26 protein-coding genes are annotated in these 23287 nt (G+C 75.6%); 6 read left to right on the top strand and 20 right to left on the bottom strand.

Features of this window, described 5'->3' with window-relative positions:
• Window positions 1-63 precede the first annotated feature (63 nt).
• Window positions 64-204, top strand: a complete 141-nt coding sequence (locus tag IU369_RS09770; RefSeq protein ID WP_217920789.1) for a hypothetical protein — start codon at window positions 64-66, stop codon at window positions 202-204.
• A 58-nt stretch (window positions 205-262) separates the two neighbouring features.
• Here the strand turns inward: IU369_RS09770 and IU369_RS09765 are convergent, their stop codons facing one another.
• The 3 genes from IU369_RS09765 to IU369_RS09755 all read right to left on the bottom strand — a co-directional run bounded on the left by IU369_RS09765 (window position 263) and on the right by IU369_RS09755 (window position 1632).
• Window positions 263-670: an RrF2 family transcriptional regulator gene (locus IU369_RS09765; RefSeq protein ID WP_281426237.1), complete on the bottom strand. Its 408-nt coding sequence runs from the start codon at window positions 668-670 to the stop codon at window positions 263-265.
• 73 nt (window positions 671-743) lie between these two features.
• Window positions 744-1190, bottom strand: coding sequence for a PH domain-containing protein (locus IU369_RS09760; RefSeq protein WP_217920787.1), 447 nt, complete (start codon window positions 1188-1190; stop codon window positions 744-746).
• A 13-nt stretch (window positions 1191-1203) separates the two neighbouring features.
• Entirely contained in the window at window positions 1204-1632 is a 429-nt protein-coding gene (locus IU369_RS09755) for a hypothetical protein (protein ID WP_217920786.1), read from the bottom strand.
• A gap of 114 nt (window positions 1633-1746) precedes the next feature.
• Here IU369_RS09755 and IU369_RS09750 point away from each other — a divergent pair, with 114 nt between their 5' ends.
• Window positions 1747-2181 carry a hypothetical protein gene (locus IU369_RS09750; protein WP_217920785.1) on the top strand — a complete coding sequence of 145 codons (435 nt, stop codon included), beginning with the start codon at window positions 1747-1749 and terminating at the stop codon, window positions 2179-2181.
• 114 nt (window positions 2182-2295) lie between these two features.
• Here the strand turns inward: IU369_RS09750 and IU369_RS09745 are convergent, their stop codons facing one another.
• From IU369_RS09745 to IU369_RS09695, 11 genes are all read right to left on the bottom strand, one after another.
• On the bottom strand, window positions 2296-4374 hold the full coding sequence (locus IU369_RS09745; protein ID WP_217920784.1) for a sodium-translocating pyrophosphatase: 2079 nt from the start codon (window positions 4372-4374) through the stop codon (window positions 2296-2298).
• Window positions 4375-4513: 139 nt separating this feature from the next.
• Complete coding sequence (locus IU369_RS09740; RefSeq protein ID WP_217920783.1) at window positions 4514-5002, bottom strand: DUF1844 domain-containing protein; 489 nt, start codon at window positions 5000-5002, stop codon at window positions 4514-4516.
• On the bottom strand, window positions 4999-6198 hold the full coding sequence (locus IU369_RS09735; RefSeq protein ID WP_217920782.1) for a carboxylate-amine ligase: 1200 nt from the start codon (window positions 6196-6198) through the stop codon (window positions 4999-5001). The genes IU369_RS09740 and IU369_RS09735 overlap by 4 nt, the downstream gene beginning before the upstream one ends.
• Window positions 6199-6253: 55 nt before the next feature.
• Complete coding sequence (locus tag IU369_RS09730; protein WP_217920781.1) at window positions 6254-6643, bottom strand: VOC family protein; 390 nt, start codon at window positions 6641-6643, stop codon at window positions 6254-6256.
• Complete coding sequence (locus IU369_RS09725; RefSeq protein WP_217920780.1) at window positions 6640-7263, bottom strand: redox-sensing transcriptional repressor Rex; 624 nt, start codon at window positions 7261-7263, stop codon at window positions 6640-6642. The genes IU369_RS09730 and IU369_RS09725 overlap by 4 nt, the downstream gene beginning before the upstream one ends.
• A gap of 114 nt (window positions 7264-7377) precedes the next feature.
• Window positions 7378-9900 carry a S8 family serine peptidase gene (locus tag IU369_RS09720; RefSeq protein ID WP_217920779.1) on the bottom strand — a complete coding sequence of 841 codons (2523 nt, stop codon included), beginning with the start codon at window positions 9898-9900 and terminating at the stop codon, window positions 7378-7380.
• Window positions 9897-10919, bottom strand: coding sequence for a tRNA (adenosine(37)-N6)-threonylcarbamoyltransferase complex transferase subunit TsaD (gene tsaD, locus IU369_RS09715; RefSeq protein ID WP_217920778.1), 1023 nt, complete (start codon window positions 10917-10919; stop codon window positions 9897-9899). Before tsaD ends, IU369_RS09720 begins: the two co-directional genes overlap by 4 nt.
• Complete coding sequence (gene rimI, locus IU369_RS09710; protein ID WP_217920777.1) at window positions 10919-11407, bottom strand: ribosomal protein S18-alanine N-acetyltransferase; 489 nt, start codon at window positions 11405-11407, stop codon at window positions 10919-10921. Before rimI ends, tsaD begins: the two co-directional genes overlap by 1 nt.
• A gap of 2 nt (window positions 11408-11409) precedes the next feature.
• Window positions 11410-12108, bottom strand: a complete 699-nt coding sequence (tsaB, locus tag IU369_RS09705) for a tRNA (adenosine(37)-N6)-threonylcarbamoyltransferase complex dimerization subunit type 1 TsaB (protein WP_217920776.1) — start codon at window positions 12106-12108, stop codon at window positions 11410-11412.
• A complete protein-coding gene (tsaE, locus tag IU369_RS09700) occupies window positions 12047-12568 on the bottom strand; it encodes a tRNA (adenosine(37)-N6)-threonylcarbamoyltransferase complex ATPase subunit type 1 TsaE (RefSeq protein ID WP_281426236.1) in 522 nt (173 codons plus the stop codon). The genes tsaB and tsaE overlap by 62 nt, the downstream gene beginning before the upstream one ends.
• Window positions 12565-13275, bottom strand: coding sequence for a uracil-DNA glycosylase (locus tag IU369_RS09695; RefSeq protein WP_217920774.1), 711 nt, complete (start codon window positions 13273-13275; stop codon window positions 12565-12567). The genes tsaE and IU369_RS09695 overlap by 4 nt, the downstream gene beginning before the upstream one ends.
• A gap of 200 nt (window positions 13276-13475) precedes the next feature.
• Between IU369_RS09695 and panC the strand changes: the two genes are divergently transcribed.
• Genes panC through IU369_RS09680 form a run of 3 tightly spaced genes read left to right on the top strand, consistent with a single transcriptional unit; the run spans window position 13476 to window position 16011 of the window.
• Window positions 13476-14780 carry a pantoate--beta-alanine ligase gene (panC, locus tag IU369_RS23580; RefSeq protein ID WP_281426174.1) on the top strand — a complete coding sequence of 435 codons (1305 nt, stop codon included), beginning with the start codon at window positions 13476-13478 and terminating at the stop codon, window positions 14778-14780.
• On the top strand, window positions 14777-15586 hold the full coding sequence (gene panB / locus IU369_RS09685) for a 3-methyl-2-oxobutanoate hydroxymethyltransferase (RefSeq protein ID WP_217920772.1): 810 nt from the start codon (window positions 14777-14779) through the stop codon (window positions 15584-15586). Before panC ends, panB begins: the two co-directional genes overlap by 4 nt.
• Before the next feature lie 8 nt (window positions 15587-15594).
• On the top strand, window positions 15595-16011 hold the full coding sequence (locus IU369_RS09680) for a PPOX class F420-dependent oxidoreductase (protein ID WP_343233236.1): 417 nt from the start codon (window positions 15595-15597) through the stop codon (window positions 16009-16011).
• 4 nt (window positions 16012-16015) lie between these two features.
• On the opposite strand, the gene IU369_RS09675 is transcribed toward IU369_RS09680, so the two are convergent.
• The 3 genes from IU369_RS09675 to IU369_RS09665 all read right to left on the bottom strand — a co-directional run bounded on the left by IU369_RS09675 (window position 16016) and on the right by IU369_RS09665 (window position 19665).
• Window positions 16016-16903 (bottom strand): hypothetical protein, encoded by an 888-nt coding sequence (locus tag IU369_RS09675; RefSeq protein ID WP_217920770.1) that lies wholly within the window; start codon window positions 16901-16903, stop codon window positions 16016-16018.
• Window positions 16904-16973: 70 nt separating this feature from the next.
• Window positions 16974-18287, bottom strand: a complete 1314-nt coding sequence (locus IU369_RS09670; protein WP_217920769.1) for a class II fumarate hydratase — start codon at window positions 18285-18287, stop codon at window positions 16974-16976.
• A gap of 37 nt (window positions 18288-18324) precedes the next feature.
• Complete coding sequence (locus IU369_RS09665) at window positions 18325-19665, bottom strand: M20/M25/M40 family metallo-hydrolase (RefSeq protein WP_217920768.1); 1341 nt, start codon at window positions 19663-19665, stop codon at window positions 18325-18327.
• Between the two features lie 41 nt (window positions 19666-19706).
• Between IU369_RS09665 and IU369_RS09660 the strand changes: the two genes are divergently transcribed.
• Window positions 19707-20252 carry a GNAT family N-acetyltransferase gene (locus IU369_RS09660; protein WP_217920767.1) on the top strand — a complete coding sequence of 182 codons (546 nt, stop codon included), beginning with the start codon at window positions 19707-19709 and terminating at the stop codon, window positions 20250-20252.
• 9 nt (window positions 20253-20261) lie between these two features.
• On the opposite strand, the gene IU369_RS09655 is transcribed toward IU369_RS09660, so the two are convergent.
• The 3 genes from IU369_RS09655 to IU369_RS09645 all read right to left on the bottom strand — a co-directional run bounded on the left by IU369_RS09655 (window position 20262) and on the right by IU369_RS09645 (window position 23204).
• Window positions 20262-21311 carry a DNA glycosylase AlkZ-like family protein gene (locus IU369_RS09655; RefSeq protein ID WP_217920766.1) on the bottom strand — a complete coding sequence of 350 codons (1050 nt, stop codon included), beginning with the start codon at window positions 21309-21311 and terminating at the stop codon, window positions 20262-20264.
• A gap of 362 nt (window positions 21312-21673) precedes the next feature.
• Window positions 21674-21877 (bottom strand): hypothetical protein, encoded by a 204-nt coding sequence (locus IU369_RS09650; RefSeq protein ID WP_217920765.1) that lies wholly within the window; start codon window positions 21875-21877, stop codon window positions 21674-21676.
• 79 nt (window positions 21878-21956) lie between these two features.
• The gene (locus IU369_RS09645; protein WP_217920764.1) at window positions 21957-23204 is read right to left on the bottom strand and encodes a LuxR C-terminal-related transcriptional regulator; all 1248 of its coding nucleotides are present in this window, start codon (window positions 23202-23204) and stop codon (window positions 21957-21959) included.
• Window positions 23205-23287 lie beyond the last annotated feature (83 nt).

The following is a 23287-nucleotide window of genomic DNA, read 5'->3' as shown; positions in this document are numbered from 1 at the left end:
AGACCCCTCCAGCGGCCGGCCGTCCGGAGGAGTCGGCACCCGCAAATCCGGGTAACAGGAGCCGTGACCACGGATCAGATCACCTCGCCGGGCCGCCCGACGCGATCGCTCGACGTCCCCCGCATCGTCGCGTGGGTGACGGTGATCGCCCTCTCGGTCGTCCTGTGGGCCGCCGCGATCGTGGCGGTCACCAGCCTCGTCTGAGGGTCGACCCCTCCCCCGCCGTCCGGCGCGGGACCACGGCGACCGGCGGCGCTTCCGGCTAGATGTGGAACATGGGGGCGTCCTGGAGGCGCGCCTCGCGCTCGACCATGTCGGCGATGGTGAGGCCCTCCAGGAGCTCCGCCAGGACCCGCTGGGCCTCGACCCACACGAACTCGGTGCCGTGGGCCTGCCCCGACGCACCCGGCGGCGTGATGCGGCCGTCGACCGTCTCGACGACCTCGAGGATCGTCACCTCCGACGGCGGCCGCCCGAACGAGTAGCCGCCCTTCACCCCCCGCTGGCTCTGCAGCACACCCGCACGGCGCAGGCCGGCGAACAGCTGCTCCAGGAAGTGCAGGGGGATCGACCGGGCCTCGGCGACCTCGAGGATCGGCACCGGCCCGTTCGACCCGCGCTGCGCCAACTCGGTCAGCGCGAGCACCGCGGAGCGGCTCTTCTCTGAGATCGTGATCAGCGCGAACCCCCGAAAAACTGGTGGTGGATCGGGAGTTTAGCCCACCGCGCCCCGCGGGGCGCGCCTACTCGTCGTTGAGCAGCAGGTTCACGTAGCCCTCGCGCGTGAACTTCGGGCTGTGGGGCTTCCCCTGGGCGACCCGGCGCTGGTAGACCCGCTCGAGGCTGTCGATCCACGAGTCGAGGTCGCCGACCATGAACTCGTAGACGCACTCCGGCGTGTGGATGAGCATCCGCGGGCGCCGCCCACCAGGGGCCATGCCGCCCGGCGCGTTCGGCCAGCGCTCGATCTCGGTGATCCCGTCGAGGGGGATCTCACGGCGCTTCGCGCGGAGGATCGTGTCGAGGATCGTCGGGACGAACACGATGCGGTCGTCGGTGACCGTCAGGTTGCCGTGCCGCGACAGCCAGCCGTTCTGCAGGTCCGCCCCGCCCTGCTTCAGGACCGACTCGTCGGGCCGGGGCTTGTCGGCGTTCGGGAGCCGGGGCAGCCGGCGGTTGGGCTCGCCCATCAGGAGCACGCCCTCAGAGGAATCGCTGGCGGTTGTCCCATATCTGACGTCGCTCCTTCACCGAGGCCATCCAGTCGTCCAGGCCGACGGGGAAGACGAAGTCGTAGGTGCGCGACTGCGTCCGGAGCCGCATCCGCGGAGCGACCCCACCGGGCAGGACCTCGCCGTCCCGGGGAGGAAGGCGCTCGACGGCCGTGATCTCCGCGAAGTCTATCCGCAGGGCCCGCGCGAAGAGCAGGCGCTCCATCGGGCTCGGCGCGAACGACAGGTGATCGGCGTGGAGGCGGAGCAGCCCGCCACGGGCGAGCCAGCCGTCGTTGCGCGACGCGAGGGTCCGCCGGTAGACGCCCTCCTCCAACTCGCGCGGCCCGTCCCGGGCGATGATGAACGCCGCGTCCCAGCGGTCGGGGTCGAAGTCGTCGGGCCGGTTCGAGTCGGGCATCCGCCTCCACCGAGGGGGTCTGACACCGCGTCGTGACGAACGTAACAGGGGGTCCGTCCGAGGGCCACGGTAGCGTCCGCTGGCGAACAGGCACTTTTCGCCACCGGGGTTCCGATGGACACCTACGACGCCTGGCTCGAGGACTTCCAGAGCAGACTCGCCCAGCACGACGCGGGCGTCGCGGCTCTGGCGCGTGATCTGGCCTCGCGGACCCCGTGGAGGGTCCTCGCCACCGCGAGCCCCGAGTTCACCGAGCCGCCCCCGATGGCGGGCCGGCCCGCCGACGTCCACTGCGACCGCGGCGCCGAGCGCAGGCCGATCTGCTTCGAGGTCGAGCTCCCCGAGACCCTCGTGCGCAGCGAGACGGTGCGCCGGCTCCGGGCCCTCGTCCTCACGGGGATCGAGCCGCGGGTGGTGCTCGTCGCGACCCCCTCCACGCACGAGGCCCGCATCGGCGAGGCGCGGCGCCTGCTCACGCGGGCCGGGCTGCCGCTGGAGGTCGCGGCGATCTCCCCCGCCGACGAGACCATCACGGGGGCCGACTGGTAGCGGGGTCCGACCGGGAGACCGCGGCCGTCTCCCCCTTCGGCCGCGGTCCCGCCCGAAACAGCGAGGGCGCCGGTCGGACGGCGCCCTCGCGAACCTCACCTCGTCAGCCGGGGCTCAGTCGAGGAAGGGGATGATCAGCAGGGCGACGATGTTCGCCACCTTGATCATCGGGTTGACGGCCGGGCCGGCGGTGTCCTTGTAGGGGTCGCCGACCGTGTCGCCGGTCACCGCCGCCTTGTGGGCGATGGATCCCTTACCGCCGTGGTGCCCGTCCTCGATCATCTTCTTGGCGTTGTCCCACGCGCCTCCGCCGGAGGTCATGGAGATCGCCACGAAGATGCCGGTGACGATGACGCCGAGCAGTAGGCCGCCGAGCATCTCGCGGCCGTTGTTCACGCCGAAGATGAACGCCGTGACGATCGGGAACACGATCGGGATCGCGGCGGGCAGCAGCATCTCGCGCTGGGCCGACGCGGTCACGATGCGCACGCAGCGGGCGTAGTCGGGGCGTTCCGTGCCCTCCATGATCCCGGGGTGCTCGCGGAACTGGCGCCGCACCTCCTCGACCACCTGCCCGCCGGCCTTGCCGACGGCCTCCATGGAGAAGGCCGCGAACAGGAACGGCATCATGCCGCCGATGAACAGGCCGATCACGACGTACGGGTTGATCAGGCTGAAGTTCACGAACGTGTCGTCGCTCACCACCGCACCGAGCTCCTCGACGTACGAGACGAAGAGGACGACGGCCGCGAGGCCGGCGGAGCCGATGGCGTAGCCCTTCGTGACGGCCTTCGTGGTGTTGCCGACGGCGTCGAGCGGGTCGGTGACCGCGCGGACGCTCTCGGGCAGCTCGGCCATCTCGGCGATGCCACCCGCGTTGTCGGTGATCGGGCCGAAGGCGTCGAGCGCCACGACCACGCCCGCCATCGAGAGCATCGCCATGACGGCGACGCCGATGCCGTAGAAGTCGCCGAGCTCGTAGGAGCCGGCGATCGCCAGGCCGATGACGACGATCGGGGCCGCGGTCGCCTTCAGGCCGACGGCGAGGCCCGCGATGATGTTCGTCGCGTCGCCCGTCTCGGACGCCTTCGCGATCTTCTTCACCGGCGGCCACGCCGTGCCGGTGAAGTACTCGGTGATCGCGACGAGCGCGATCGTGACGCCGATGCCGATGACCGCGCACCAGAAGTAGTCGAGCCACTCACCCGCACCCGGCACCACCTCGGCGCCGTCCATCAGCCAGTAGGTGACGGGCAGGAAGCCGGCGACGGCCAGGACGGCCGCGACCGCGAGGCCGGTGTAGAGGGCCGCCGTGACGGAGCCGTTCGGCCCGACGCGGACGAACCAGGTGCCGACGATCGACGCGATGATCGACACGCCGCCGAGGGCGAGCGGGTAGACGAGCGCGTTCGCGAAGTCGGCGAGGAACAGGGAGCCGAGGAACATGACGGCCACCGTGGTGACCGCGTACGTCTCGAACAGGTCGGCGGCCATGCCGGCGCAGTCGCCGACGTTGTCGCCGACGTTGTCCGCGATGACGGCCGGGTTGCGCGGGTCGTCCTCCGGGATGCCCGCCTCGACCTTGCCGACGAGGTCGGCGCCGACGTCGGCACCCTTCGTGAAGATGCCGCCGCCCAGACGGGCGAAGACGCTGATGAGGCTCGACCCGAAGGCCAGGCCGACGAGCGGGAGGACGTCCTCGCCGGTCTCGCCGAGGATCAGGAAGTAGCCGGCGACCGACAGGAGGCCGAGGCCGACGACGAGCAGGCCGGTGACGGCGCCGCCCTTGAAGGCGACGCCGAGGGCCGGCGAGAGGCCGCCCTTGGCGGCCTCGGCGGTCCGCACGTTGGTCCGCACCGACACGTTCATGCCGATGAAGCCGGCGGCGGCGGACGCCACCGCGCCGATCAGGAAGCCGATCGCGGCCTTCCAGCCGAGCAGCGACGAATCGACCGTCTCGCCGAGGAAGCCGATGACGACGAAGAGGACGGCGGCGACACCGGCGATGATGGTGTACTGCCGCGTCAGGTACGCCTGAGCACCCTCCTGGACGGCCGCCGCGATCTCGCGCATGCGGTCGTCACCGGTGGGCTTCTTGAGCAGGTAGAACGTCAACCCGATGCCGTAGGCGACGGCCACCAGGCCGAGCACCACGGCGAGCCAGGTTGTGTTGTCCGACAGGAAGTCGGCCAAGTCGCACCCTCCGAGATCGGGATGGGCCGAGCGCGCACGGACGCCCGATCAGGGCAGAGCGCTCCGGGTCTGACAGCCCCGCGACCCCCGAGAGGCCGCACGGCCAGCGGGGTTTTCTACCACACCGTTCCGGACGGCGTCAGCCGGGTGCGCCTCCCCGCGGCGTGCCCGGCGGGACCCACAGGCGCTGGGCCGGGTCCGGTGCCGGCGGCCGGGGTGGCGGCGGCGGCGGACCGGCGTCGGGTCCGTCCCCACCGGGCTCGGCCGGGCCGTCCCCGGGCGGGCCCTGCTCGACCGCGCGGGCGTACGCCATCTGGAGGACCGCGAGGGGCTCCTTGAACGGGCGCACCTGGGCGGCCCCCAGCTCGCGCTCGGCCACGCCGAGCAGCGCGCGGAGCGCCTCGATGGACTGGCGGGCCTGGGTCAGGTCGCGCGGCGCGTCGCCGGCGGGGCCCATGCCGAGGCGGATGCCGGCCATGTCGATGAACGTCGCCATCGCCTGCAGCAGCACGTCGCGGACGGGCGTGTGCGCGAGGCGCTCGGCGAGCGCGGCGGCGAGGTCGGCGCCGGTGGGCTCGCGCGGCGCGTCGGGCTCCGGCGGTCCGGGGGGTGCTCCGGGCTCGCTCATGCCGCCGCCGCCCCGGTCAGCGCCAGGGCCTCGTCGGCGGACCGGCGGGTGCGGTCGACGATCTCCGCCTGGAGGGCGGTCACGTCGCCGCCGTGGGCGGCGAGGCGGGCCTGCTGGCGCATCGCGCCGTTGCCCTCCCCCAGCATGCGGTCCACGCCGGCGAGGAACGGGGTGAGGCCGAGCGGCTCGTGGACGGGGGCCGACCACGCGAGCAGCTCCCCGATCGCCGCGGTGGTGGGACGTACGAGGCCCCGGTCGAGGTCGATCAAGCCACCCTCCAGTCCGTGGCGCTGGGCGCGCCAGATGTTCTCGTCGATCAACCCGCGCGGGTGCGCGGGAAGGGGCCGGCCGGCGTCGTGGTCGCGTGCGAACGCCGCGACGCAGGCCATGGCGAGGGCGGCGACGGCGAGCGCGTCGCCCATCTCCGTCTGCCCGTCGCAGATGCGGATCTCGACGGTGCCGAAGCTGTGGTGCGGCCGGACGCTCCACCAGATCTGCGTGCTCTCCACGATCGAGCCGGTACGCTCGAGCAGGTCGACGAAGTCGGCGTACTCGTCCCACGATCCGTAGGCGTCGGGCACCCCGCAGCGCGGGAAGCTCTTGGTGAACACCTGCATCCGCGTCGAGTGCAGGCGCGTCGCGCGGCCCTCGAACACGGCGCTGTTCGCCGAGAGGGCGAGCAGCTCCGGCAGGACGCTGCGCAGCGCGGTGGTGACGGCGACGGCCCGGTCGGCGCCGCGGACGCCCACGTGCAGGTGGATCGACCACGTGTTGTTGGTCCAGGCGATGTAGCCGAGCTCCTCCTCGACCCGCCGGTAGTGCGGCGTGTCGATGATGCGCTGCTCCGTCCACGGGCTGAACGGGTGCACGCCGGCGACGCCGAGGGCGATGCCCAGGCGATCGGCGACGGCGAGCGTCGCGAGGCGGCCCTCCACCAGCTCGCGGGCCGCGTCGGCGAACGTCGCGTTGCGGCCGGTGCGGAACTCGATCTCGCTCGCGATCAGCTCACCCGCCAGACGCGGGCGCAGCTCGTCCGGAGCCGCCGGGATCATCTCCTCGAAGCGGTTCGTGAGTGCGAGGGTGGCGGGATCGAGGAGCTGGTACTCCTCCTCGAGTCCGACGGTGAAGTCGGTCGAGCCGTCGAAGCGCTCGCGGGCACCGGTCAGGATGCCGCCAGGGGCGTGGCCGTCTCCCATCCGCGGCGAGCATAGCAACGGCCCGGTCGATCCCGACCGGCGGCCGACCGCGCCCTCAGGAGGTGCGCTCGACCAGGTCCCAGCGGTTGCCCATCAGGTCCTCGAAGACGGCGACGGTGCCGTACGCCTCGTGGCGGGGGCCCTCGGCGGTCATGCGGGCGTGGCTGGCGGCGAAGTCGTCGGTGTCGAGGAACAGGGCGACCCGGCCGCCGGTCTGGTCGCCGACGCGCGCCTCCTGGGCGGGGCCCGACGCACGCGCCAGCAGGATCCCCGCCGACCCGTCCCCGGGCGACACGACGACCCAGCGCTTCCCGTCATCGAGGGGCGTGTCCTCGACGAGGGTGAACCCGAGGGCGGCGGTGAAGAACGCGATCGCCGCGTCGTAGTCGCGCACGACGAGGGAGACGAGCGCCAGCCGCTGGGCCGGCCCGCCGGGCGGGGTCACGACAGGTAGAAGTAGAGCGCGTAGAGCAGCTCGACGGCCGGGCTGGAGGTGTGGACCGTCACGTCGGACGGCACCGTCAGCAGCGCGTCCGAGTAGTTGAAGATGATCTTCACGCCCGCGGCGACGAGGTCGTCGGCGACCTCCTGCGCGGCGGAGCCGGGCACGGCCAGCACCCCGACCATGATCCCGTCGCCGCTCACGACCTCCTGGAGGTCGCGGTAGTGGCGGACCGGCATGTCGGCGACCATCGTCCCGACGCGGTCCGGGTCGACGTCGAAGATCGCGGAGATGCGGAAGCCGTGGTCGGCGAAGACGCCGGACGTGGCGATCGCCTGACCGAGGTTGCCCGCGCCGAACAGGCCGATGTTGTGCTGCCCCGAGGTCCGCAGGATCTTGCGGATCTGCTCGATCAGCGAGTCGATGTCGTATCCCACCCCCCGCTTGCCGAACTTCCCGAAGCCGGAGAGGTCGCGCCGGATCTGCGTCGGGTTGACGTTCGTGTACTCGGAGATCGCCTGGGAGGAGATGCTGCTCTTCCCCATCTTCTTGGCCTGGGTCAGCACCTGGAGATACCGGGAGAGCCGGGCGGCGACGCCGAGGGTGAGCCGATCAGTGGCCATTCGGGGTTCCCTCGCGACGACTTTGTGACATCTTGGTCAATCTACGGCCCCGGAGTATGCATCCGCAAGTGCGCGACGTGACCGGCGGCTGACCACGGCGCCCGCCGTTGGGGGTCAGCCCAGCGGGAAGGGGGCGCTCGTGCGGCGCAGGACGGCGCCGTCGGGCGACGTGGCCGTCACCCGCAGGCGGTACCGGCCGGCGGGGGCGTCGAGGCCCGACGCGAGCCGCCGGGCGACGAGGAAGCGGTAGGTGCCGGCGGGCCACGACGCCCGCTGCCCGGCGCCGGCGACCGGCAGCGGCGCGCCGCCACCTGCCGGGACGAGGGCGAGGCGCACCCCGCTGAGGCGGACGCTGCGCACCCGGCCGTCGGCGCGCCGCAGCAGGCCGAGGGTCACGCGGACCTCGGCCAGGCCCGCGTCGGCGCGGACCTCGGGGACGCCGAGGGCGTCGGGGGCGGCGCCGGCGGGCCGCAGCGGCAGCACCGGGGTGCGGGCGAGGAGGTGCCCCTCGCCGTCGCGGACCACCAGGTGGCCGGTGCCGCCCGGCAGGGCCGCCGCGAGCGCCCGGCGCCCCGACGGCGGCAGGGCGACGTCGCGCGCGACGACGGTCTCCCCCGCCGCGCCGGCGAACAGCACCGTGTACGGACCCCCGCCGCCGGCGAGGTCGGTCAGGGTCAGCTCCGCCGTCCAGTCGCCGCCGCGGCGGACGGAGGTCACGATCGCCGGTTCGGTGCGCAGCGCGCCACCGGTCGGCAGTGCGGCGACGCCGGCCCCCTGGCGGGCGGCGGGGACCCCCGCGAGCGGGCGGCCGGCCTGCACCATCAGCGAGTGGACGGCGCGCGGCCCCAGCTCGGGGCGGTCGATGCGCACGCGCAGGGCGATGGCCGCCGTCTGCGCGGCGGCGGCGCTCGTCCCCGTCAGCGGCGCCGTCTGGGGGCCACCGTCGGGGCCGCGGCCCGGCCAGGCGGCGGGGCGGTCGACCGCGGGGGCGACGAGGTCGGGCTTCTGACGTCCGTCGATCGTCGGTCCCCACGACGAGAACGACGCGACGGCCGGCGCCGCGGCGGCGGGCGGGGTCTCCGCGACGCTGACCCGCACGTCGGGCGTCGTGCCCGCGAGGCGGACGAGCGCGGTCCCCTGGGCCGCCCCGAGGCCGACGACGGGGATCGGCATGCCGGAGGTGCCGGGGATCGCGGGGAAGGCGCCGGCGCCGTCCTCGTCCCACAGGGCGAGGGCCGCGGCCCCCGCCTCCGCGGCGCGGGCCGCGGTCTCGCCGATCGGCGCGTCGCCGCGGCTGACGACCACCAGGGCGCCCGTGACGCGGCTCACCCCCTCGGGGGTGCGGAAGTCCTCGGGCGCGCCGCCCTGGGAGACGCCGGCGTCGTCGCGGAGGACGGCGACCGGGAGGGGGTCGCCGCGGGAGGGCGCGCCCATCAGCGGCAGGGGGCCGAGCCGCGCGGCGGCGGGGCCGAGGCGTGCGTCGAGGTGGGCGGTGCGGGGCGCGACGGGCTCCGAGACGCCGCCGACGGCGATCACCGTCGGCCCGGCGGCGGGGCCGCCGACCGAGCCCGGGCGGGTGAAGGTGGGGCCGTCGTTGCCCGCGGGTGCGACGACCGTCGCCCCGGCACGGTCGGCGGCCGCGAGCGCCGCGGCGACGGGGTCGGCGCCCGTCCCCTCGAACCCGGCGGCGAGGCCGAGCAGGATCACCTCGGCGGTGTCGGAGGGGTCGCCGTCGCCGTCGGGGTCGACGGCGTGCTCCAGGGCGGCGAGGACGCGGTCGGTGCGGGCCAGGGGGCGCAGGCGCCCGCCGACGGGCTCGCGCGCGACGACGCGGTAGGCGAGCAGCCGCGGGCGGTCGGCGGGTCCGAGGCCCTCGAGCGCCGCGGAGCGGAGCACCAGGCTCGCCATCTGGGTGCCGTGCGCCTCGCCCGCAGGGTCGGCGGGGTCCGGGGACGGGTCGGGGTCGCCGTCCACGAGGTCCCAGCCCCCGATGACGGGGAACGTCGGGCCGAGGCCCCCTCCCAGCCAGGGGTGGGAGGTGTCGACGCCGGCGTCGATGAGGGCGATGTGGGCCGGTCCGTCGGCTCCGGTGTCGATTGGCGCATCCGGTCGACGCCAATTGGCGCCCGGGAGCGGCGAGGGCTCCCCGGGGCCGGCCGCCTGGGCCGGGGCGAGGAAGCCGACGGGGACGACGGCGGTCACCTCGGGGAGGGCGGCGAGCGCCTCGAGGCGCCCCGCGGGGAGGCGGACGCCGATCGCGTTGACCAGCACCCGGTAGCGGAACGTCACCGTCGCCCCGAGGCTCTCGAGCACCGGGATGACCTCGTCCTGCCCGGCGGTGACGGCCGCGGCGGCGGCGGCGCGGTCGCCGGCGTCGGCGGCGACGGCCGGGGGGTCGGCGAGCATCAGGATCACCGACTCGCTGTCGCCGGGGGTCGGGAGCTGCGGGGCGCGGAACGCCTCGAGCGTCCCCCGCCAGGCGGCGGCGGCGGCGAGGGCCGAGTCGCGTGCGGCGAGGGCGTCGGCGCCCGGCAGGACGAGCGGGGCGGGCGTCACGTGGGCGGCCGCGGCGGCGGGCGCCACGAGGACGGCGGCCCCCGCGGCGACGAGCGCGATGCGGCGGCGGCGCGGCCTCACGCCGCGATCCCCCCCGGCGGCGCCGACGCGACGGCGTCGAGGCCGAGGAAGTCCGGCCACGGCACCGCGTCGGTGAACTGGGCGGCGGCCCCGATCATGGCGGCGTTGTCGGTGCACAGCGATCGGTCGGGCACGGCGACCCGCAGCCCCGCCCGCTCCGCGCCCTCCGCCACCAGCTCGCGCAGCCGCCCGTTGGCGGCGACGCCGCCGCCGAGGGCGACCGCCGGCACGCCCTGCTCCCGCGCCGCGGCGATCAGGCGGTCCGCCAGCGGCCGGACCACGGCCTCCTGGTAGGACGCGGCGAGGTCGGCGCGCTCGCCCTCCGGCAACGGGCCGTCGCCGCGGGCCCGGACGGCGTAGAGCAGCGCCGTCTTCACCCCGGCGAACGAGAAGTCCCTCACGGCGCCGCCGCGCAGGCCGACGGGGAACTCGTGGGCGGTCCGGGACCCCGTCGCCGCGAGGCGCTCCAGGGCGGGCCCGCCCGGGTAGCCGAGCCCGAGCAGGCGCGCGCCCTTGTCGATCGCCTCCCCGGCGGCGTCGTCGATCGTCTGCCCCAGGGGCTGCGGCGCGCGCAGGTCGGTGACCAGGTCGAGGCGCGTGTGCCCGCCGGAGGCGATGAGGCTCACGAACGGCGGGTCGAGCGCGACCGGCTCGAGCCAGGACGCCGCGATGTGCCCGTGGAGATGGTCGACCATCACCAGTGGCTTTCCCGCCGCGTACGCGATCGCCTTCGCCGTCGCGACGCCGATCAGCAGCGCGCCGATCAGGCCGGGCCGCTGCGTGACCGCGATCGCGTCGACGTCGCCGAGCTCCAGGCCCGCGCCGTCGAGCGCGGCGTCGATGACGCCGTTGACGGTCCCCAGGTGGTGGCGCGCCGCCACCTCCGGCACCACGCCCCCGTACGGGGAGTGCAGCTCCGCCTGCGAGGCGATGACGTTCGAGAGGATCCGGCGCCCGTCGACGACCGCCGCGGCGGTCTCGTCGCACGAGGTCTCGATCGCGAGGATCGGGCCGCCCATCAGAACGTGTCCTCCGGGCCGCCGCCGCGCCACATGATCAACGCGTCCTCGCCGTTGTCCGAGTAGTAGCCGGGACGGATGCCGTGATCGACGAAGCCCTTGCGGCGGTAGAGGTGGATCGCCCCCGCGTTCGAGACCCGCACCTCGAGGGTGAACCCCAGGTGTGGTTTGCCGGCGGCGCGGAGGAACAGCTCCTCCAGGAGCTGCCCGCCGATCCCCTGACCACGGTGGGCCTGCCGCACCACGACGTTGAGGATGTGCCAGACGTCGGCGTACCGCGACACCATGATGTAGCCGAGGACGTCGCCGCCGCGGTCCGCGACGAGGTCGATCGTGCCGGGGCGCCCCAGCTCCGACAGGAACATCGCCCGCGTCCATGGGGTCGCCGAGCTGGAGGCCTCGATCACGAGGACCTGCGGCACGTCGCCGCGCCGCATCTCGCGCACCTTCAGGGCCGGCGTGCTCGGCGGCCGCTTGCCCCGGGGCACGATCAGGATCCCGCCGCCGCGAGCGCCGCCCGCCGGTTCACCTCGGCGTCCGGCAGCCGGGCGTACACCGGCCGCGCCGGCACGCCCCCGCCCTGCGCGACCCGGCGCGCCAGGGCGGCCGCCCCCACCCGGTGGCGGGGGGAACCGGGCGGCGGTGAGGTGAACGGGGCCGCGTCGAACACTCCGCCGGCGGCGGCGAGGCCGTCACCCCCCACGAGCACCGGCGTCCCGTGCGCCCGGAGCGCCGCCGCCAGGTCGGCGGGGGCGATCGCGACGGGGGCGACGACCTCGTCGAGGCCGCCCTCGCGGACGCGGTAGGCGGCGGCGAACAGCTCGCGGCGGCGGGCGTCGAGGACCGGCGCGACGAGCGTCCCCGCCGGCGCCCCGTCCGCGATCCCGAGCGCCAGGGCCTCCAGCGACGACGCCCCCGTCACCGGGACGCGCAACGCCTGGCCGAGGCCGAGGGCCGTGGCCAGCCCGATGCGCAGCCCCGTGAAGCCACCGGGCCCCACCCCCACCACGATCCCCTCGATGTCCGCGACGGCGAGGCCGCACGCCGCGAGCAGGCCGTGGGCCGCCTCGAGCACGCGTCGCCCGGAGCCGGGCTCGGACGCCAGCCAGAGCTCGGCGATGGGGTCCTCACCCCGAACGAGCGCCAGGCTCGGACTCGCTGTGGAGGTGTCGAGCGCGAATGTCGGCAAGCTGGCGGCCGAGAAGCTCCAGATCGTGGGCGTCCCGGGCGTCCAACAGTACCAGCCTCCGGTCCCCGCCCCCGTGCTGCAGCTCCACCTGCAGTCGCGGCTCCGGCAGGGCCGCCAGGACGGCGTCGGGCCACTCCACGAACGCGATCGCGTCGCCGGCGATCGCGGCGCCGAGCAGCTCGGCCTCCTCGGCGTCCGGTCCCTCCAGCCGGTAGGCGTCCATGTGGGCGACCTCCGTCGCCCTCCCGGCGTACCGCTGGGCGACCGTGAACGTCGGGCTCGTCACGGGTCCCTCCACGCCGAGGGCCCGTGCGACGGCCCGCACCAGGGTCGTCTTCCCCGCGCCGAGCTCGCCGCGCAGCAGCACCAGGTCGCCGGGGCGCAGGAGCTCCGCCAGCACGCCCCCGAGGGCCGCGGTCGCCTCGGGGCCGTCGCTCTCCCAGGTGAGGGCGGGGGTCAGAAGAGCCCCAGCTGCTCGTCGGCGGGCGGCGCCACGGGGGGAGCCGGGGGCGGCGGCGCGGCCTCGACGGGGACCGGGACCGGCGTGGCCGCCGCGGGCCCCGCCGACGCCGACGCGGGGGCGGCGCCGCCGAGCAGCTCCGGGATGCGGGCGAAGTCGGCCTCGAGCGTCGACAGCATCGCCCGGGTGTAGAGGGCCGCCGCCGGGTGGAACAGCGGGTACAGCAGCAGGCGGTGCCCGCCCACCTCGATCGGGAGCTCGTGGCCGTGCACCCGGCTGATGCCGTCGGGCCTCCCCGACAGGAGCTTCGTCGCGAAGTTCCCGAGCGTGCAGACCATCCGCGGTCGGATCAGCGACACCTGGCGGAACAGGTGCGGCTCGCACGAGCGGATCTCCGCGGGGGCGGGGTCGCGGTTGCCCGGCGGGCGGCACTTCAGGACGTTCGCGACGAACACCTGGTCACGGGTCAGCCCGATGCCCTCCAGCAGCGTCGTGAGCAGCTGCCCCGACTGTCCGACGAAGGGGATCCCCTGCTGGTCCTCGTGGTAGCCGGGCGCCTCCCCCACGAACATCAGGTCGGCGTCGAGGGCGCCGCTGCCCACGACCACCTGCGTCCGCGTGCGGTGCAGCGCGCAGCGCGTGCATGGCGCGACCTCCCGGTCGTGGTAGCCCTGCAGTTCGGCGACGCGGTCGGCGGGCTCCGGCATCGCGGTCAGGGTAACGCGCCGTCCGGCCGGACCCGGGGCCGCTTGTCCCGCCGCGCGCGGCGGCGGTACACTCCGGCGGCCGTCAGCGCACCGCCTGGCATCCCGTATCGACGGGAGCTGGAGCACGAGGCGCCGGGGTGGGCGTCCCGCCGTGAGCGGGTCCGTCCGCGTGTCCCGGTTCCGGTGGCGACGGACCCCGCATGTCGTCATCCCGACCTCCCGCCACCCCTCCCCCGCGCTCCCCGGACGTCGTCCGGACGGTCGCCGGGTTGCGCGACGCCGTTGCCGCCCTCCGCGCCGCGGGCCGGAGGATCGCGGTGGTCCCCACCATGGGGGCCTTCCACGAGGGGCACCTCGAGCTGATGCGCATCGCCGGGCACGACGGCCACGCGGTGGTGGTGACGCTCTTCGTCAACCCGACGCAGTTCGCCCCGACCGAGGACCTCTCGACGTACCCGCGTGACGAGGCCCGGGACCTGGAGCTCGCGGGCGGCGCCGGCGTCGACCTCGTCTTCGCCCCCGGCGCCGACGAGATCTACCCCGAGGGCTTCGGCACCGCGATCACCGTGGCGGGCCCGAGCGCGGGCTTCGAGGGCGCGGCGCGGCCCGAGCACTTCGGGGGCGTCGCCACCGTCGTCGCCAAGCTCCTGCTCGCCGTCCGCCCCGACCGGGCCGTCTTCGGCCGCAAGGACGCCCAGCAGGTCGCCGTCGTCACGCGGCTGATGGCCGACCTCCACCTCGACGACATCGAGCTCGTGGTCGGCCCGATCGTCCGCGAGGCCGACGGCCTCGCGATGAGCAGCCGCAACGCGTACCTCGGGCCGGAGGACCGCGCCGCCGCCGTCGCGCTCCGCCGTGGACTCGACGCGGCCGAGGCGCTCGCCGCGGAGGGCGAGCGCGACGCCGGCCGGCTCGCGGCCGCCGCCGCCGCCGTCATCTCCGCCGAGCCGCGGTGCGACCTGGAGTACGCCGCCGTGGTCCACCCCGACACCTTCCAGCCCCTCACTCGACTGGAGGGCCCCGCCCTCCTCTGCGTCTGCGCCCGGGTCGGTCCCGCGCGCCTCATCGACAACACACCGCTCGCAACCCATCCCCGGAGGGCCGACGTGCCGCGTTCGCGCACCATGCTCAAGAGCAAGATCCACCGTGCCACCGTGACCGACGCCGACCTCAACTACGTCGGGAGCATCACCGTCGACACCGACCTGCTCGAGGCCGCGGACATCCGCCCCTACGAGCACGTCTGCGTCCTCAACATCAACACCGGCGCCCGGTTCGAGACCTATGCGATCGAGGGCCCGGCGGGCGGGGGCGACATCTGCCTCAACGGCGCCGCCGCCCGTCTCGCGCAGCCCGGCGACCTCGTGATCGTGCTGACGTACGCGCAGTTCGACGAGTCCGAGCTCGACGGCTACGAGCCCGTCGTCGTCCACGTGGACGCCTCCAACCGGCAGGTGGACGTGACGTCGCCGGGCACGGTCCCCGTCATGTGGGAGGAGCGGTGACCACCTACCTCGACACCGGTGCCCCCGCCCCGGTGTCCACCGGCCTCGCCGCCGACGCGATCCGCGCCCGCAAGGGCGGGGCGCGCCTGGTGATGCTGACCGCCTACGACTACCCGACGGCGCGGGCCCTCGACGACGCCGGCCTCGACATCCTGCTCGTGGGCGACAGCCTCGGCGAGGTGGAGCTCGGGTACGACACCACCCGTGCGGTGACGCTCGAGATGATGGCCCACCACGTGCGGGCCGTCCGCAACGGCGTCACCCGCACCCACGTCTGCGGCGACCTCACCGCGGGCAGCTACCGCACCCCCGAGGAGGCCGTCGCGAGCGCCCGCCGCCTCGTGGAGGCGGGGGCCGACTCCGTGAAGCTGGAGGGGGGCCTCGTGCCCCAGGTCGCGGCGATCATCGCCGCGGGCATCCCCGTCATGGGGCACGTCGGCCTGCTGCCCCAGACGGCCGCCGTCTACCGGCGCGAGGGGACCACCCCCGACGAGGCCGAGCGGATCGCCGCCGAGGCGCGGGCGCTGGACGCCGCCGGCTGCTTCGCGATCGTGATCGAGGCCGTGCCGGCGGAGCTCGCGACCCGCATCACCTCCGAGGTCGGCGCCCCGACGATCGGCATCGCCGCCGGGCCGGAATGCGACGGCCAGGTGCTCGTCGTGACCGACCTGGTGGGGGCCCTGCCGAACACGCCGCGGTTCGTGAAGCCGAAGGCCGACGTCTTCGGCATCGTCGCCGGGGCGGCGCGGGAGTTCGCGCACGAGGTCCGCGACGCGCGGGAGGGCGCGGCCCGGGAGGCCGTGTGAGCCGCCCGATGGGCGCCGACGAGCGCCGGGAGTTCCTCGCGGCCGGCACCCGCACCGGCAAGCTCGCGACGGTGCGGGCCGACGGGCGCCCCCATGTCGCGGCGGTCTGGTTCGTGCTCGACGGCGACGACGTCGTCTTCATGACCGGCGCGGGGACGATCAAGGGCCGCAACCTGCGCCGCGACCCCCGCGCCAGCATCTACGTGGACGTGGAGGAGCCGCCGTTCGCCTACGTCCGCGTCGACGGCGTCGTCTCCATCGACGAGGACCCGGCGGCGATGCTCGCGTGGTCGACGCGGATCGCGTACCGCTACATGGGTCCCGAGCTCGCCGAGCAGTACGGGCGGCGCAACGCGGTGCCCGGCGAGCTGCTGGTGCGCCTCCGCCCCACCCACGTGGCCACCGAGGCCGGGGTGGCCGACTGACGCCCTAGAAGACGATCGTGAGGGTCGCGGTGACGCCGATGTCGCCGCCCTGGCCCGTCACGGCGATGCCGAACCGGGGGCCGGAGTGCTTGGCCGCCACGGCCGAGACGGCGGACACGGCGTCCTTGACCGGCGCCATGTGGCGCTTCGCGCGGTCGAACGAGCCGGCCCCGCCGGCGCGGGCCTCCCCCGCCGCCTCGCGCACCCCCCTCTCGGCGGCGGAGAACACCCCCGGCAGCGCCGACAGCACGGGGACCATGGCGTCCTCCCCCGGGAACTGCAGCGCGATCTCCCACGGCACGTCGCCCCCGGCCTGCTCGGGAGGGCTGACCTTCGCCTCGAAGACGACCCCCGGCGCCCGCGTCGTCAGCTTCACGGAGCGATCCCACCCCCCGGTGACCTCGACGGGGTGCTCGCCGTCGCGGCCGCCCTCCCGCGGCCCGATCCCCGCGGTCACGCCGGACACCCCGACGGTGACGCTGCCGCCGGCGCCCATGCCGAACCGGACGCCCTCGGTGAGGGGGCCGAGGGCGTTGCGCGCCATCGCCGCGACCTCGTCGAGCGCGCCCTTGCGGTCCACCGGGTCCCGGTGGACGGCGATGTCGAGGGGCCGGAAGAACGCCCGCAGCAGCCCCTCCAGGTCGGCGGGCACGAGGCGGCGGGCCTCGGGGACCGCGGTCAGGACCATGTCGACCAGCTCCGCCATCGACACGCCGGAGCGGATCGCGCCCTCGAAGCGGGCGCGGGCCTCGGTGAGGTGCGCCCGCACGCGGGTGCGGACGTCCTCCTGCTGGCGCTCGACGTAGTCGGCGGGGAGCCGCAGGTCCGGCGGCTTCGGGACGGTGGGGCTGAACCCCCACCCGGCGGCGTCGCGGGCGACCAGCGCCGCCATGGCGCGGTTGCCGACGAGCGGCGGGAGCCCGAGGAGCGGTGACCGCTCCTCGGGCTCCCCGGTGCGTCCGCTACGCGGAGCTGCCGGCCGCGATCTTCCGGAGGTCGAGCGCCTCATCGAGGACAGACTCCTCCACTCCGTGCTCGCGCGCCACCTCGCGGAGCGGGCGGCCGGAGGCGGTGGCCTCCTTCACGATGGCCGCGCCCTTGTCGTAGCCGATGTGCGGGTTGAGCGCGGTGGCGACCTGCAGGTTGCCCTCGGCTAGCTCCGTGAGCCGCGGCAGGTTCGGCTCGATGCCCGCGATGCAGCGGTCCGCGAACAGCCGCGACGTGGTGGTGAGCAGGTGGATCGAGCCCAGCAGGTTCCGCGCGAGCAGCGGGATGCGCACGTTGAGCTCGAAGTTGCCCTGCATGCCGCCGATCGTGATGGCGGTGTCGTTGCCGATGACCTGGGCCGCGACCTGCAGGACGACCTCGGGGATCACGGGGTTGACCTTGCCCGGCATGATCGACGAGCCCTTCTGCAGCTCGGGCAGGAAGATCTCGGCGAGACCGGCGCGCGGGCCGCTGCCGAGGATCGCGATGTCGTTCGCGATCTTCGTCAGGGAGACGGCGACGACCTTGAGGGCGCCGGAGACCTCGACCAGGCCGTCGCGGGCGCCCTGCGCCTCGAAGCCGTCGGCGGGGGCGGCGATCGGGAGACCCGTCTCCTCGACGAGGCGGGCGCGGACCCGCTCGGCGAACTCGGGATGGGTGTTGAGGCCGGTGCCGGCGGCGGTGCCGCCGAGCGGGATCTGGCCGAGGCGCGCCGTGGCGTCGGAGACGCGGGCGTGGCCCTGGCGGATCTGCGCGGCGTAGCCGGCGAACTCCTGCCCGAGCGTGACCGGGACGGCGTCCATGAGGTGCGTGCGGCCGGTCTTGACGATGTCCTTCCACTCCTCGGCCTTCCCGGCGAGGGTGTCGCCGAGGTGCTCGAGGGCGGGGAGCAGGCGGTCCACGACCTCCTGCAGCGCCGCGGCGTGCACGGCGGACGGGAAGACGTCGTTGGAGCTCTGCCCCATGTTGACGTGGTCGTTCGGGTGGACGGGGTCGCCGGCGAGGGCGGCGATGACCTCGTTCGCGTTCATGTTCGACGACGTGCCCGAGCCGGTCTGGAAGACGTCGACCGGGAACTGGTCGTCGTGGTCCCCGGCGGCCACCGCGTCCGCGGCGGCGGAGATGCGCTCCGCGAGGGCCGTGTCGAGCAGGCCGAGGTCCCCGTTGACCCGGGCGGCGGCACCCTTGATGCGGCCCAGCCAGTGCACCACGGGGAGCGGCACGCGCTCACCCGATACCGGGAAGTTCTCGACCGCCTTGCGGGTTTCCCCGCCCCAGAGCTCCGCCACGTGTCCCCCTCGATCGGTTTGCGTCCGACCGCCGATCCTACAGCGGCGCCGGGGCCCCGATGGCGCCGAGCGCCCGCAGCATCTCCATGGCGGCACGGGTGCCGAGGCCGAGGTGGTCGACCCGCACGTGCTCGTCGACGGCGTGGATGCCGTCGTCGGGCAGGCCGAACCCGGTGAGGACGGTGGGGACCCCGCGCGCCGCGAGGACCGCGACCACCGGCAGGGTGCCGCCGAGCCGGACCGGGGCGGGGCGCCGGCCGACGGCGCGTTCGATGCCGTCGGCGGCGGCGACGAGGACGGGGTGGTCCGGGTCGAGCGCGGCGGGGAGGGCGACGCCGAGGTCCTCGATCTCGACCTCCGCGCCCGCCGGCGCGCCCGAGCGGAGCAGGTCGTCGAGCACCGCGGCGAGGGCGGGCGCGTCCTGGCCGGGGGCGAGGCGCAGCGACAGCGTCGCGGTGGCGGTCCCCGGGATGTTCGTCTTGACCGCGTGGGGCTCGCCGCAGGCGAGGCCGTGGACGTCGAGCGACGGCGAGGCGAGGGTCCGCATGTGGAAGCCGTCGGCGGCGCCGGGGTCCCCGGGGAGCAGCCCGGCCTCGGCGAGGGCGTCGGCGCCCGGCGGCAGGTCGGCCCACGCGGCGACCTCGGTGGGTCCCGCGGGGGCGACGCCGGCGTAGAGGGCGTCGGGGAGGCGGCCGTCGTGGGGGACGACCGCCGCGAGCACCGCCATCAGCGCGTGCGCCGCGTTCATCGCGGCGCCGCCGAAGAGGCCGCTGTGGGCGTCGGCGGGCGCGGACCGCACGCGGACGCGGCGGTAGACCATGCCGCGCACGCCGGTGCAGATCGCGGGGCGGCCCGGGGCGATCATGGGGCTGTCGAAGATGATCGTGGCGAGGGCCGGCTCCGCGTCGGCGGCGAGGTGGTCGAGGGCCGACGTGCCGCCGCTCTCCTCCTCCCCCTCCACCACGAACGCGGCGCGGACCGGCAGCTCACCGGCGGCGGCGAGGCGCTGCACCGCGGCGACGAGCATGAAGAGGTTGCCCTTGTCGTCGCTCGCGCCCCGCGCGTAGAGGTCGCCGTCGCGGACGGTCGGCTCGAACGGCGGCGACGTCCACGCCGCCGGGTCGCCGGGGGGCTGGACGTCGTAGTGCCCGTAGAGGATCACGCGGGGGGCGTCGGGGTGGCCGGGGCTCGCGGGCACCTCCCCCACCACCAGCGGGTGGCCGCCGCCGGCGCGCACCTCGGCGGTTCCGCCGGCGCGGCGGACCTCCTCGGCGACGAGCTCCGCGGCGCGCGCCATGTCGGGTGCGTGGGCGGGGTCGGCGCTGATGCTGGGGACGCGCAGCAGCGCGTCGAGGCGGGCCATCTCGTCGGCGGTCACGCGGCGAGTCTAGACCGGGGCCGCGCGTGTACCGTCACGACGTGGACGGGCCCGTGATCGAGACGCCCCGGCTGATCCTGCGTCCCCCGCGCCGGGAGGACTTCGACGCGTGGGCGGAGGCGATGGCCGACGCGCAGACGGCGCGCTTCATCGGGGGCGTGCAGGCGCGCTCGGAGGCGTGGCGGGGGTTCCTGAGCGTCGCGGGCGCCTGGGCGATCCAGGGGTTCGCGATGTTCTCCGTCGTCGAGCGTGACACCGGCGAGTGGGTGGGGCGCCTCGGGCCCTGGTACCCGGAGGGGTGGCCGGGGACGGAGGTCGGCTGGGGGATCCGCCGCGACCGCTGGGGCCGGGGGTACGCGACGGAGGGGGCCGCGGCCGCGATGGACTGGGCGTTCGCGACGCTGGGCTGGTCCGACGTCATCCACTGCATCGACGAGGAGAACACCGCGTCGGCGCGGGTGGCGGAGCGGCTGGGGTCGCGGCCGCTGCGCACCACCCGGCTCCCCGCCCCCTACGAGGCGAGCGAGGTGGTCGTGTGGGGGCAGACCGCCGCGCAGTGGCGCGCCCGGAGGGCCGCGGGGGCCTGACCGGCGGGGTCACGGCGGGTCGCCGGCGGCGAACGCGGCGAGCCGGGCGCCCTCCTCCTCCAGGTCGCGGCGGTCGGCGGCGGCCAGCGTTCCGAACGGCGACAGCTCCACCCGGCCGTCGTCGAGGCGCCACGTCCCCGCCACCGTGCCGTCGACGAGGAACGTCGGGAACGAGAACGGCGTCCGGGTCGAGAAGATCCGCGGGCGGTGCTCCTCGGAGAGGATCCCGGCGCGGCGGGCGTGGACGAGCAGCGCGGCGTCCCAGGTGGGCAGCAGCCGCGCGGGGGCCGGGGTCCCCGCGTCCGGGAGCGGCGCCCGCGGGAGGTCGAGGAGGACGCGGCCCGCCTCGTCGCGGAACCGGCGGAGGTCCATGGCGTCGAGGGCCGGGGTGACCGCGCCGATCGTGAGGCCCGCCCAGTCGGCGACGTCGGCGGCGGCGGCGGGGCCGAACGCGGCGAGGTGGCGGCGGACGACGTGGGCGACGGCGGCGTCGGCGTCGAGGTCGTCGTCCGGCGGGCCGACCCAGGCGGCCGCGTCGCCGTAGAGGTCGGCGCGGCGGCGTCCCCAGGTCCCCGCCGGCGGGGTGCGGACCATGTCGACCCAGAACCCGACGCCTTGGGCCCGGTCCCGGCCGATCAGGTCCTCCATCTCCCGCCGGCCGACGGGACCCTCCGCGAGCCGCGGGCGCAGGAGGTCCGCCGCCTCCCGCATCCGGTCCTCGTCGAGGCCGGGGCGCGACCGCAGCCAGATCGCCCGCATCCGGGTGCGCGACGCGACGACGAACGGCCAGTGGTCGCGGCGGGACAGGACGTGGATCGTGCCGCGCAGCGACGTCGCCTGGACGAGCGACCGGCGCACGAGGGCACGGGTGACCCCGTCGACCGTCACCCCCTCCGCACGGCTCCAGAGGCCGATGTAGATCGAGGGGGCGTACTGGGCCTGGATCCCCCCGACCCGCTCCGTCGTGACCGGCAGCGACGCCGTCGACCGGCGCAGGAGGTGCTGCCGGGCCAGGACCGCCCGGTTCAGCTCCCGTGCGGTGAGCGTCCTCTCCGTCATCCCCCCGACCCTGACGGGACGCGGTGGTGGTGCGCAACCCGGGCGGGGATCGGGGCGTCCCCGGGGTCGGTGTCGATTGGCGCATCCCGTCGACGCCAATCGGCGCATACCGAGTGGGGTGCCGGATCCACCTCGCCGTCGTCTGGGCATCGGTGTCGATTGGCGCATCGCGTCGACGCCAATTGGCCCAGACCGGGTGGGGACCCCGGATCCGCCTGGTCATCGTCGTCGGGGCATCGGTGCCGATCGGCGCATCGCGTCGACGCCAATCGACACACCGCCTCGCGGAGGCCGGGAGGCGCGACCCGATCGCGTCGTCTCGCGCCCGGGCGGGCGACGGGGCCCGCCCGGGTGGCGTGGAGCTAGGAGGCGTGCCGGGGGGTCCCGGCGATCCGGTCGCGCCGGATGGGGAGCCAGCGGAGCGCCGGCCGCGGGGCGTTGACGCCGCCGTCGGTGGTCGCGGCCCGGCGGGCGCTGCGGGCGAGGCGGGCGTTCGCCGCGGCGGAGATGCGGCGGGCCTCGGTGTCGCGTGCGATGGAGCGGTGGAGGTGGTGGTTCGGGTGCATCGGGGGGTCTCCCTCGTCGTCCGATCTGATGGGACGACGGTACGACCGGCCCGGGGGCCCGCTCATCGGTGGGACGTGCCTAACGGTCGCCGATCCGGTGCCCATCCTGTCCATGGGCACCACCTACCGCGGCCGCCGCCTCCGCGCGACTGCCCACGCCCAGGGTGCGCAGCACCGCCGCCACGTGGTGGTCGACGGTCCGCTCCGAGATCACCAGCCGCTCCGCGATCGCGCGGTTCGTCAACCCCTCCGCCAGCAGGGTGAGGACCTCCCGCTGCCGCGCGGTCAGCCCCGCGACGCCCGTCCCCGCCCCCGGCCCCGGGGCGCCGGCGGGCGCCGTCCGGGGGACGCGCAGGCCGCGGTCGCGCATCCGCGCCCGCAGCACCGCCGCCGACCGCGCCGCGCCGAGGCGGTCGAACGTCGCGAGCGCCGCCCGCAGGTCGTCCTCGTCATCCGACTCCGCGAGCACGTCGGCCGCGGCGTACGGGCAGCCCAGCTGCCGCCACCGCTCCGCCGCCGCCCGCGGCTCCCCCCGCAACGACAACAACCACGGGCCGGTGGCCCCCTCCGGGACCTCCGGCAGGCCCCCGGTGCGGCGCAGCCAGAACGCCGCCTCCCCGATGAACACCGGGTCCGACGTCGGCGACGCCGCCGCGACCGCCTCCTCCGCGATGCGACGCGCCCCCGCCACGTCCCCCGCCAGCCAGGCCGCCTCCGCGCGCGCCACCCCCGCCGGCACGAGCCGCTGCGCCTCGTCGGCGGTCACGGCGAACCGCCACGCCAGGTCGAGGGGCTCCGCCGCCGCCGGATCGCCACGCCGCGACAACACGCGCGCCTGCGCGAGCAGCGCCGGATGCGACGACGTCGTGCCGTGGGCCCGGCGGACCGCGAGGGACGACGCCGCGTCGCGCTCCGCCGCCGCCCAGTCACCCAGGTCGAGCCGGGCCCACGCCCGCATCCCCAGCAGGTACCGCTCGTGGGAGCGCAGGTCGAAGCGGTCGGCGACCTCCAGGCCGCGGGCGATCGCGTCGAGGCCCTCCGCGTACCGGTGGCGGGCGACGAGGTTCCACGACAGGTTCACCAGCGCCCGCGCGGCGTGGTCGTGGAACCCCCGCCGCAGGGCGAGGGCGACGGCCTCCTCCAGCATCCCCTCCCCACCCTCCGCGGGGGTGGAGCACCGCGCCGTGCCGACGTTGGTGAGGGCGTGCGCCATCACCTCGTCGTCGCCCTGCTCCCGGGCGATCGCGATGGCCCGCTCCCCCCACGCGATCGCCTCGCCGCTGCTCCACCGCAGCATGTGGAGCTGGGAGAGGGTGCTGTACGCCATGCCGAGCTCGTGGTCGCGGGCGAGCGGCTCCAGCAGTGCGACGGCCCGCTCCGCCGCCGCCTCCGCGTCCCGGCGCCGGCCCT

The organism is Miltoncostaea oceani (genome assembly GCF_018141545.1).
GTDB classification, from domain to species: Bacteria; Actinomycetota; Thermoleophilia; order Miltoncostaeales; family Miltoncostaeaceae; genus Miltoncostaea; species Miltoncostaea oceani.
This window is presented reverse-complemented; position numbering and strand designations above follow the sequence as displayed.

Coding starts and splice junctions, on each gene's coding strand:
- IU369_RS09760 (WP_217920787.1), bottom strand. CDS start 1,190: ATGGGCGAGCCCAACCGCCGGCTGCCCCGGCTCCCGAACGCCGACAAG.
- IU369_RS09755 (WP_217920786.1), bottom strand. CDS start 1,632: ATGCCCGACTCGAACCGGCCCGACGACTTCGACCCCGACCGCTGGGAC.
- IU369_RS09750 (WP_217920785.1), top strand. CDS start 1,747: ATGGACACCTACGACGCCTGGCTCGAGGACTTCCAGAGCAGACTCGCC.
- IU369_RS09740 (WP_217920783.1), bottom strand. CDS start 5,002: ATGAGCGAGCCCGGAGCACCCCCCGGACCGCCGGAGCCCGACGCGCCG.
- IU369_RS09735 (WP_217920782.1), bottom strand. CDS start 6,198: ATGGGAGACGGCCACGCCCCTGGCGGCATCCTGACCGGTGCCCGCGAG.
- IU369_RS09725 (WP_217920780.1), bottom strand. CDS start 7,263: ATGGCCACTGATCGGCTCACCCTCGGCGTCGCCGCCCGGCTCTCCCGG.
- tsaD (WP_217920778.1), bottom strand. CDS start 10,919: ATGGGCGGCCCGATCCTCGCGATCGAGACCTCGTGCGACGAGACCGCC.
- IU369_RS09695 (WP_217920774.1), bottom strand. CDS start 13,275: ATGCCGGAGCCCGCCGACCGCGTCGCCGAACTGCAGGGCTACCACGAC.
- panC (WP_281426174.1), top strand. CDS start 13,476: ATGTCGTCATCCCGACCTCCCGCCACCCCTCCCCCGCGCTCCCCGGAC.
- IU369_RS09680 (WP_343233236.1), top strand. CDS start 15,595: ATGGGCGCCGACGAGCGCCGGGAGTTCCTCGCGGCCGGCACCCGCACC.
- IU369_RS09675 (WP_217920770.1), bottom strand. CDS start 16,903: ATGGCGGCGCTGGTCGCCCGCGACGCCGCCGGGTGGGGGTTCAGCCCC.
- IU369_RS09655 (WP_217920766.1), bottom strand. CDS start 21,311: ATGACGGAGAGGACGCTCACCGCACGGGAGCTGAACCGGGCGGTCCTG.
- IU369_RS09650 (WP_217920765.1), bottom strand. CDS start 21,877: ATGCACCCGAACCACCACCTCCACCGCTCCATCGCACGCGACACCGAG.
- IU369_RS09645 (WP_217920764.1), bottom strand. CDS start 23,204: ATGGCGTACAGCACCCTCTCCCAGCTCCACATGCTGCGGTGGAGCAGC.